Raw genomic sequence first — 8,844 nt, 5'->3', positions numbered from 1 at the left:
AATTGATAATTGATAATTGATAATTGATAGGGGCAATTCATGAATTACCCCTATCTTAGGTTTTGGGCGATTGAGATCAATCTGGAGGGGTGACTAATGGCTCGAATGATTAGACAAGCGATCGAGTCGGATCTTGAGGGGGTTCTCGATCTTCAGTCACGGAATTTGTATGCGAATATCGCAGCGGCAGCCTTAGCTGGTGGGTTTGTGACGACTCCGTTTACACCGGATTTATTACGGCAGTTATTAAGTCAGTCTGGCGTATTTGTTGCTGAAGATGATGGCAAGATTATCGGGTATTTACTAGCTGGCGACTGGAAGTTTTTCTCACAATGGGAAATCTTCAGACTGATGATGGCACGGTTGCCAGAATTAAAGTTTCAGAGTCGAGAGATTACTATCGATCGCAGTTTTCAGTATGGCCCAGTTTGTATTGATGTTAATTTACGCGGTAGCAATATTTTCCCAGAATTATATGCGCTGATGCGATCGAGCTTTGCCCCAAAATTTCCGGTGGGGATTACGTTTATCAATAAAATTAATGAGCGATCGTTTGCCGCACATACCCGAAAACTTGATTTAGAAATTATTGATGAATTTGAATTTAACGGTAATTCGTTTTATACCTTGGCTTTCTTGACTATAGATTAATTTGTTGAGGAATTAGTAGTCGATTCAGTTCATCTCGATCGCATCGCCACTTGGGCAAAAAAGCATCCATAAAAGCGATAAAACGCTGGTTATGACTTGGTTCGAGTAGGTGAACTAGTTCGTGAACGATGACATATTCGAGGCATTCGATCGGTTTCTTGGCTAGTTCTAGATTGAAGCGAATCGTCCCCAAACTGGGCGTGCAGCTACCCCATTTGGTTTTCATTTTGCGGATACTAAAACTAATGACAGTTACGCCCATCAATCGTTCCCACTTACCGATTAGGGGTGGAATCGCGGCTTCCATCTGCTGGCGATAAAATTCATCGAAGATCGCACGTTTTTTGACGATATCTGCACCAGGAGGCACTTGGAGTAATAAGACATCGTGACGTAGTTCTACCTGCGATCGTGCCTCTAGTTCGAGGAGATCGATCAGATAGCATTTACCCCACAGATAGTGACTCTCTCGAGCGACAAATTCCCGTGGTGTTTCTCTAACTCGACTGCGAATCTTCTGTTGATGTTTTGCGATCCAATCTAGTTTGGAAACCGCAAAGACGCGAATCGTATCGAGATTCATCCGCAGTGGCGCAGAAATTAGCACGTTACCCGCAGGTGGATAAATGCGGAGGTGAATATTTTTGATATTTTTGCGCACCACAGCTATGGCGATATCACCTAATTCGATCGTGTTAATTGTTGATGTTCTCATTGATTGCGACACTCCGCTTAACCTTAATCCTAGCTCGATACTTTTGAAATCGTCAATTCAGATCTCATTTATATTAATTTTTGGGACTCGACCGCCAAATCATGCCTCGATTTAGCAGTGCCCAGACATATCTAGAGATTGTAGTACACAATGGTGATGGCGATCGTAACCGATCGCCATCGGTGGCAGCCGTGAATAAATCGAGATCCGTTATGGTTCGATCGTGTGGCGGATGGTCATATTCTGGTAGAATTCGGATGGTTTCTACTTAGTGGCATCAATGGCTTCAACTCGCGCACGCATCGCACTTGACGCAATGGGTGGAGATGATGCACCCGCCGCCATCGTTGCGGGGGCGATCCTAGCCCAAACAGAATTAGCAGATGTAGACGTCATCTTGGTGGGCGATCCAGTGCAAATTCAGGCTTGTCTCGATCGACACCCTAATGCCCCCCAATTGGAGATCGTCCCCGCTGAAGGCACGATCGAAATGCACGAAGAACCGCTGGGTGCCCTGCGGCGCAAGCCCCAGGCTTCGATCAATGTGTCGATGAAACTTGTCAAAGAGGGTAAAGCTGATGCGGTTGTCTCGGCAGGGCATTCTGGCGCAGCGATGGCCGCAGCCCTATTGCGATTGGGTCGGTTGCGGGGGATTGACAGACCCGCGATTGCGGCAGTATTTCCCACCAATCGTGCGGATAAATCAGTGGTGATTTTAGATGTAGGTGCCAATGTCGATTGTCGTCCCAAGTATCTCGAACAATTTGCCCTGATGGGTTCGATTTACAGTCAGTCTGTCTTGGGGGTGGAATTGCCAAAAGTCGGCTTGCTGAATATCGGTGAAGAAGAATCCAAAGGTAATGCCGTAGCCATCGAAGCACACGAGCTGTTGCAACGGAATCCACATATTAACTTCGTCGGAAATGCCGAAGGGCGCGACGTGCTATCAGGCAACTTTGATGCGATCGTCTGTGATGGTTTTGTCGGCAATATCTTGCTCAAGTTTGCCGAAGCGGTGGGCAATATCGTCGTCCAGATGCTCAAAGAAGAACTGCCCAGAGGGTTAAATGGCAAAGTCGGTACGGCACTGCTCACACCCAACCTCAAACGGCTCAAAAAGCGGATCGATGCCGCCGAGCATGGCGGTGGTTTACTATTAGGAGTAGAGGGAGTCTGTATTATCAGTCATGGTAGTTCGGATGCGTTTTCGATCGCCAATGCGATCCGATCTGCTAAAAGTGCCGTCGATAAGAATGTGATCGCCCAAATCCAATCCTCAACTCGCGACACCACCCCCCAAAAAGAGCCGACTGTGGCAGGTGACTAGTTTAGATTTCAAGCGATCTTGGGGAAAGGTATTTGAAGATTCCCCTTTACCCTGATCTTGTTGCACTTGTCTTAAAAAGGTGCTCTACCGGGGCAAAGCCCAAGACCGCACTTTTCGCGAACCGTCGTGAAACAAAGGCGTGCGCACAACGCTGCTCCTTTCCCCTGCTGTTCCCAGTCCTTAATCCCCACCCGATCTACATGCAATCAAACTACACATCCATGGGAGTTACTTTTATTGGCTGCGGTGCGGCTGCGCCAGCAACGGTAGTCCTCAATGATGCGTTAGCCCAGGTAGTAGATACTTCTGATGAGTGGATTTCTAGTCGGACGGGGATTCGCCAACGCCATATCAGCAACGATCGCGAGTCATTGGCTGGGTTTGCGACTCAAGCAGCACGACAAGCACTGGAAATGGGTGGCGTCAACCCTACTGACATTGATGCGATTATCTTAGCAACGTCCTCTTCGGAAGACTTATTCGGTACGGCTTGTCAGATTCAAGCCCAGCTAGGTGCGACTAAAGCAGTTGCTTTCGACTTGACAGCAGCTTGTTCGGGATTCGTATTTGGGGTGGTGACTGCGGCGCAGTTTTTACGGACGGGCGTATATCGCAATATTCTGGTAATTGGGGCGGATCTATTATCGAGGTGGGTGGATTGGCATGATCGCAACACTTGCGTATTATTTGGAGATGGTGCGGGTGCTATCCTCATGCAGGCGAATCAAAATACCGATCGCTTATTGGGCTTTGAAATCAAAAGTGATGGCACTCAAAATGCCTGTCTGAATCTCGCTTTCAAACCCGAATTAAGCGAACTATTACCTGGGATTATCCTCACCCAAGGTAAGTATCAGTACATTACAATGAACGGCAAAGAAGTCTATCGATTTGCCATCAATCGCGTCCCCGAGGCGATCGGTAAAGTCATCCATCAAGCTCATCTTACTAGTCAAGATATCGATTGGTTGATCCTCCATCAAGCTAATCAACGGATCATGGACGCTGTCGCCGAACGCTTGCAGATTGCGCCCGAAAAAGTAGTTAGTAATGTTGCTAAGTATGGCAATACTTCAGCGGCTTCAATTCCGATCGCGCTCAATGAAGCCGTCAGAGCTGGTAAAATTCAGGCTGGCGATACGATCGCGATATCTGGTTTTGGTGCTGGTTTGAGTTGGGGTGCAGCTATCTTTCAGTGGGGTAATTGAATTTAGTGGATAGTAAATAATAACTATATTGATCAAGATCTAGACGATCGTTATTGAGATAAAATATGGTTTGTTAGTAATAGTTAGAGCTAAAAACTCTCCAAGAATTTTAGATAATCTCGTGTTTCAGATAGACTAAGGATTGTCGCTGAAATCCACTTCACCCTTTGCTCTAGAGGTGAAATATCACAAGTAATAATTAACATGAAAACTGCATGGGTATTCCCCGGACAAGGCTCGCAAGTAATTGGCATGGGAGTAGATTTGTTGGAGATCGATCGAGCTAAAGCCACATTCGATCAAGCTGCCGAAATTTTAGGTTGGTCGGTAGTCGATATTTGCCAAAATGATCAAGTAAAACTCGCAAATACTCGCTACACTCAACCTTGTTTGTATGTGATCGAATGTATTTTAGTAGATGCACTCAAACAGCGCGGCGTGTTGCCCGATGCAGTCGCTGGGCATAGTTTAGGTGAATATGTCGCTTTGTACGCCGCTGAAGTTTTTGACTTTGAGACGGGACTGAAACTAGTCAAGTATCGCGCCGAATTGATGGATTTGGCTTCAGATGGTGGCATGACCGCCCTAATTGGATTCGATCGAGACCAACTAGCAGCCGCGATCTCCGATACTCCAGACGTGGTCATAGCCAATGATAATAGTACCGCTCAAGTCGTCATTTCGGGTACAGCAGACGGCATCGCTGCGGTAGTCAGTAAAATCAAAGTCAAACGTGCCATCCCGCTCAATGTGTCTGGTGCCTTTCACTCACCGATGATGGCCGCCGCCGCTAGTGAGTTTGGGAAATTCCTGGCTCCAATTGAGTTTCATGATGCCAAAATTCCCGTGTTATCGAATGTCGCGCCGATCGCCACCACTGATGGTAGTAAATTAAAAGCACAACTCGACAGCCAAATTACTGGTGCGGTACGGTGGCGAGAAATTTCGCTGCAGTTGACCGAATTGGGCATCGAACAAGCGATCGAAGTCGGCCCTGGCAAAGTATTGGGCGGACTGATTAAGCGCACCTGTGAGGGCATTTCGACAGTCCAGATGGGTACGCGATCGGATCTAGAAGCGGTTTTTCCTGTTTGAATCTAGCTCGATCTCTGAGTCCCCAACAGCATCGGCGATCGAATCTATAATTAAGCCAGACCTCTCCAAAATTAGATGACATCTCAAACTGAAAAATCGATCGGGGGACAACCAACGATCGTGCAGTTATTTCACTGGATAAATATCATCAGTCTGTTTGGTATGATTGCCAGTGGCTTACAAATTTATAATGCCAATCCTGTATTTGGCGGCCGCGATGGCATCCATATTCCGTGGTTGATTACCTTGGGTGGGTGGTTAGCTGGCGGGCGCAATTGGCATTTTGCCCTGATGTGGATATATGGCTTAAACCTCTTGGCTTATGGTGTCTATATCTTCTGGACGAAAAGATGGCGCGATCGATTTGGGAATACTCAAGATGTCAAAGCACTGCAAGCCAGTAGCAATCCCAAACGTCGCAATTATGCTTGGCATCGGATCGTGTATACCAGCATCATTCCCATCTTAATTCTGGCGATCGCTACAGGTTTATCGATGTATCAACCCGTCCAATTTTATTGGTTAGCAAATTTATTTGGCGATTGGCAAACATTACGTACCGCGCATTTTATGACTGTGCCGCTGGTGTTATTATTCACGCTCGTTCACTCTAGTTTAGCATTGGGAATTGGGGAAGGTAAAATTGCTACTAAGTTCTTGAAACTCAAACAAGAATAACTAATCGATCGTAAATTTAGCGATCTCAATCCTCCCAACTCCCAACTTATAACAATACCATGACGATCGAAAAAACCGGACGAGTTTCCCGCCGCCAACTCTTGCAATGGGCGGGAGCCGGATTAATGGTGAATGTAGCTGGGACGCTGCTTTACGATCCGATCGGGCGAATTTCGATGCCCATAAATGAGGCATTTGGATCGTTAATATTATCGGCTAAACCTACCCCCGAATTTCCGATTGCGGCGATCGAACCAACCAAATTAATTATCAATAGTTTTCGGGGCACACCTAAAATAGATCTGGCAAATTTTAAATTAGCAATTACTGGTGAAGTCGATCGACCTTTGCAATTAAACATGACTGAGATTCAGCAACTGCCCTTGACCTCAATGGTAATTCGCCAAGTCTGTGTCGAAGGCTGGGCGGCGATCGTTCAGTGGGGCGGTGTGAGATTGCAAGATTTATTGAGATTAGCCCAAATGCGATCGACGGCTAAATATGTCTACTTTAAATCCGCTGATGGTTACTATGAAAGCTGGGATCTCGCCTCGGTAGTCCATCCCCAAACACTACTTGCATATCAAATGAATGGTCGTCCTTTACCCGCCGATAATGGTGCGCCACTTCGCCTCGCATCCCCGATCAAACTCGGCTACAAACAGAGTAAATGGGTAATAGAAATAGTAGTCACCAGTCAGTTGCTCCCGAAACGCGGCTACTGGGAAGATTTGGGTTATGAATGGTTTGCTGGCTTATAACTAAATCGATCGGTAACATTGAAAACATTTTCATAGTTTGTCAAATTTAATGCTTAAGTTGCGATTCTATCGATCGCCAATTCGATGGTGAATTTGATTTTGATATAATATTAATTCGGATCGATGCTCTTGTCAGAGCGGCTACGCCAACGACGATCGAAATCAAGAGGCTAAAAAAGTGAGTATTACCTTATCAGTGCAGTCCGATACCGATCGAGAGCAACGCTTGCTCATGCCCGGAACCTATAATTGGCAAGAGTTTGAAGCCTTGGAAGCTCTGCTGGTAGATTCCCCTGGTTTACGGATTACCTACTTGGATGGATCGATCGAACTCATGACCCTCGGTGAATCTCACGAACAAATCAAGTCCTTAATTGGCATGTTCTTAGAAGCCTATTTTATCGCGATGGAGATTGAATTTACGCCCGTGGGCATTGCCACCCGCAGAGGCGAGGAGAAAGGGACTTCCTTTGAGCCAGATGAATCTTACTATTTGAATGTCAAGAAAGAGCAACCCGATTTGGCAATTGAGGTGATTTTGACTAGTGGTAATCTCCGCAAGCTCGAAAAGTATCGCCGCTTCCAAATTCCTGAAGTGTGGCTGTGGGAAGATAATCGACTTCAGGTTTACTATTTAGGTACGGCGGGTTACGAGGAGATTGATCGCAGTCAGCTTTTACCCAGTCTAGATCTCGACTTACTGGTGTGCTGCGTCCAAATGCCTTCGCGCCTGGAAGCGATGAAAACTTTTCTAGCAGCGGTGCAGCAATCTAAATGAGAACAAAATATCGATCGAGTAGAATATCAAACAGCGACACCATGGGAGCCGCTTAAAAGCAGTTTGGCAGAGGCATGATGGCAATGAGTACCGATTTAGTTTTCTATGGTGAGTTATTGGGCGATCTCAAAACTCGCGTGCGGCAGGCACAGCTCAAAGCCAGCCTTGCTGTCAATGCCGAAATGATCTTGCTCTATTGGGATGTGGGGCAAATGATTCACCAACGTCAGCAACAAGATGGTTGGGGTACAGGTGTAATTCCGCGATTATCACGAGATCTGCGGAACGACTTACCCGAACTGAAAGGATTTTCAGAGCGTAATATCGGCTATATGATTCGGTTTGCGCGTGAATATGATGTATCTGTAATTTTGCAACAGCCTGTTGCAAAATTGGTGGAGTCTGTTGAGTCTTCAGCGATAATTCCTCAAAGCTCCTGTCCGCGCATCGTTCGAGATCTGCTTGCCCAAATTCCTTGGGGTCATAATATCCTGCTGATGGAAAAGTTCAAGGACTTGCCAACCCGCTTGTGGTATGCCCAGCAAACGATCGTCAATGGTTGGAGCCGCGATACTCTAACATCAATGATAAAAAATCGTACCCACAAACGACAGGGTGCTGCGGTGACTAATTTTGCTAACCGCCTACCTGCGCCACAATCTGAACTGGCTCGGCAACTGCTCAAAGATCCTTATGTTTTTGACTTCTTGACATTGGAGGAGCCGTTTCACGAGCGCGAGTTAGAAGTAGGCTTGGTGGAGCATGTGGAAAAGTTTCTGCTGGAACTGGGGCAAGGATTTGCATTTGTGGGGCGACAATATCCGCTCAAGGTAAGTGATGATGATTTTTATCTCGACTTATTGTTCTATCATTTGAAGCTGCGCTGTTTTGTAGTAATCGAGCTAAAAAAAGGCAAGTTCAAGCCAGAATACGCTGGTAAGGTGAATTTTTACTGTTCGGTGGTGGACGATCTGCTACGGCATGAATTTGACCAACCGACAATCGGATTAATTCTTTGTCAGACGACCGATCGAGTTTTGGCAGAGTATACTTTACGCGATATTCATAAGCCAATCGGGGTTGCTGACTATGAGTTTACTCGTGCTTTACCGCAAGAGTTGTCATCTAGTCTGCCCTCGATCGAGGAAATTGAGACGGAATTACAGAATGAGTTGATGGTTAAAGCCGATCAAACATAGCAGCCAAAGCAGTGACTGATTATAATTGAGATTTCTGGATTACGCAATATCTCTGAATGGCACTGTTCAGTTAATGGGTAACAAGGTTGTCAACCCTTGTCCAGCGATTGGGCTGAAAAATGCTCTAAAGTATTGCTAAAAAGCAGATTCAAGCTATTCATCACCCGTTATCTAGACAGTGCCCTAATAAGATATTTACTGTCTTTGCTGAATCTGTATCTGTGATGGCAACGTTTTCAGTATCTCTAGTTTTTGATTTACGTTCATAACACGTTGTGTATTTCCCTGATTTGCAAACAACTCTTTTGCAGTATTAAATCTAGACTGAGCCATAGCTTTATCTCCCAACTGCGTATGGATTTCACCTGCTCTGAAATAGTCATTAGCACTTGCCTGTCCTTTTTTAATTAACTGTTCAAGCTTGGCAAGCTC

General features: G+C 45.9%; 10 protein-coding genes. 8 read left to right on the top strand and 2 right to left on the bottom strand.

Annotated features, from left to right (window positions below; genetic code table 11):
• Positions 1-96 precede the first annotated feature (96 nt).
• On the top strand, positions 97-651 hold the full coding sequence (locus RMO27_RS23490; protein WP_309736965.1) for a GNAT family acetyltransferase: 555 nt from the start codon (positions 97-99) through the stop codon (positions 649-651).
• On the opposite strand, the gene RMO27_RS23485 is transcribed toward RMO27_RS23490, so the two are convergent.
• Positions 641-1,366, bottom strand: a complete 726-nt coding sequence (locus RMO27_RS23485; RefSeq protein WP_309736964.1) for a SprT family zinc-dependent metalloprotease — start codon at positions 1,364-1,366, stop codon at positions 641-643. The genes RMO27_RS23490 and RMO27_RS23485 overlap by 11 nt on opposite strands.
• 280 nt (positions 1,367-1,646) lie before the next feature.
• Between RMO27_RS23485 and plsX the strand changes: the two genes are divergently transcribed.
• The 7 genes from plsX (at position 1,647) to RMO27_RS23450 (ending at position 8,412) form a co-directional block, all read left to right on the top strand.
• Positions 1,647-2,693: a phosphate acyltransferase PlsX gene (gene plsX / locus RMO27_RS23480; protein ID WP_309736963.1), complete on the top strand. Its 1,047-nt coding sequence runs from the start codon at positions 1,647-1,649 to the stop codon at positions 2,691-2,693.
• 200 nt (positions 2,694-2,893) lie between these two features.
• Positions 2,894-3,901 (top strand): beta-ketoacyl-ACP synthase III, encoded by a 1,008-nt coding sequence (locus RMO27_RS23475; RefSeq protein ID WP_309736961.1) that lies wholly within the window; start codon positions 2,894-2,896, stop codon positions 3,899-3,901.
• A 204-nt stretch (positions 3,902-4,105) separates the two neighbouring features.
• The gene (fabD, locus tag RMO27_RS23470) at positions 4,106-4,996 is read left to right on the top strand and encodes an ACP S-malonyltransferase (RefSeq protein ID WP_309736959.1); all 891 of its coding nucleotides are present in this window, start codon (positions 4,106-4,108) and stop codon (positions 4,994-4,996) included.
• A 75-nt stretch (positions 4,997-5,071) separates the two neighbouring features.
• The gene (locus RMO27_RS23465; protein ID WP_309736957.1) at positions 5,072-5,674 is read left to right on the top strand and encodes a cytochrome b/b6 domain-containing protein; all 603 of its coding nucleotides are present in this window, start codon (positions 5,072-5,074) and stop codon (positions 5,672-5,674) included.
• 59 nt (positions 5,675-5,733) lie between these two features.
• Positions 5,734-6,435, top strand: coding sequence for a molybdopterin-dependent oxidoreductase (locus RMO27_RS23460; RefSeq protein ID WP_309736955.1), 702 nt, complete (start codon positions 5,734-5,736; stop codon positions 6,433-6,435).
• A gap of 178 nt (positions 6,436-6,613) precedes the next feature.
• Positions 6,614-7,213: a Uma2 family endonuclease gene (locus RMO27_RS23455; protein ID WP_309736953.1), complete on the top strand. Its 600-nt coding sequence runs from the start codon at positions 6,614-6,616 to the stop codon at positions 7,211-7,213.
• A gap of 83 nt (positions 7,214-7,296) precedes the next feature.
• Positions 7,297-8,412, top strand: coding sequence for a PDDEXK nuclease domain-containing protein (locus RMO27_RS23450; RefSeq protein WP_309736952.1), 1,116 nt, complete (start codon positions 7,297-7,299; stop codon positions 8,410-8,412).
• Positions 8,413-8,607: 195 nt separating this feature from the next.
• Here RMO27_RS23450 and RMO27_RS23445 read toward each other — a convergent pair.
• Positions 8,608-8,844 (bottom strand): hypothetical protein (locus RMO27_RS23445; protein WP_309736951.1); only part of this gene is annotated, 237 nt, incomplete at its 5' end.

It is taken from the genome of Chamaesiphon sp. OTE_75_metabat_556 (assembly GCF_031378165.1).
Lineage (GTDB): Bacteria > Cyanobacteriota > Cyanobacteriia > Cyanobacteriales > Chamaesiphonaceae > Chamaesiphon.
The sequence above is the reverse complement of the archived record's forward strand: the minus strand, read 5'-3'. Positions and strand labels throughout refer to the sequence as shown.

Excerpts from the sequence above, each read along its gene's own strand:
- RMO27_RS23490 (WP_309736965.1), top strand. The coding sequence starts at position 97 with ATGGCTCGAATGATTAGACAAGCGATCGAGTCGGATCTTGAGGGGGTT.
- RMO27_RS23485 (WP_309736964.1), bottom strand. The coding sequence starts at position 1,366 with ATGAGAACATCAACAATTAACACGATCGAATTAGGTGATATCGCCATA.
- plsX (WP_309736963.1), top strand. The coding sequence starts at position 1,647 with ATGGCTTCAACTCGCGCACGCATCGCACTTGACGCAATGGGTGGAGAT.
- RMO27_RS23475 (WP_309736961.1), top strand. The coding sequence starts at position 2,894 with ATGCAATCAAACTACACATCCATGGGAGTTACTTTTATTGGCTGCGGT.
- fabD (WP_309736959.1), top strand. The coding sequence starts at position 4,106 with ATGAAAACTGCATGGGTATTCCCCGGACAAGGCTCGCAAGTAATTGGC.
- RMO27_RS23465 (WP_309736957.1), top strand. The coding sequence starts at position 5,072 with ATGACATCTCAAACTGAAAAATCGATCGGGGGACAACCAACGATCGTG.
- RMO27_RS23460 (WP_309736955.1), top strand. The coding sequence starts at position 5,734 with ATGACGATCGAAAAAACCGGACGAGTTTCCCGCCGCCAACTCTTGCAA.
- RMO27_RS23450 (WP_309736952.1), top strand. The coding sequence starts at position 7,297 with ATGAGTACCGATTTAGTTTTCTATGGTGAGTTATTGGGCGATCTCAAA.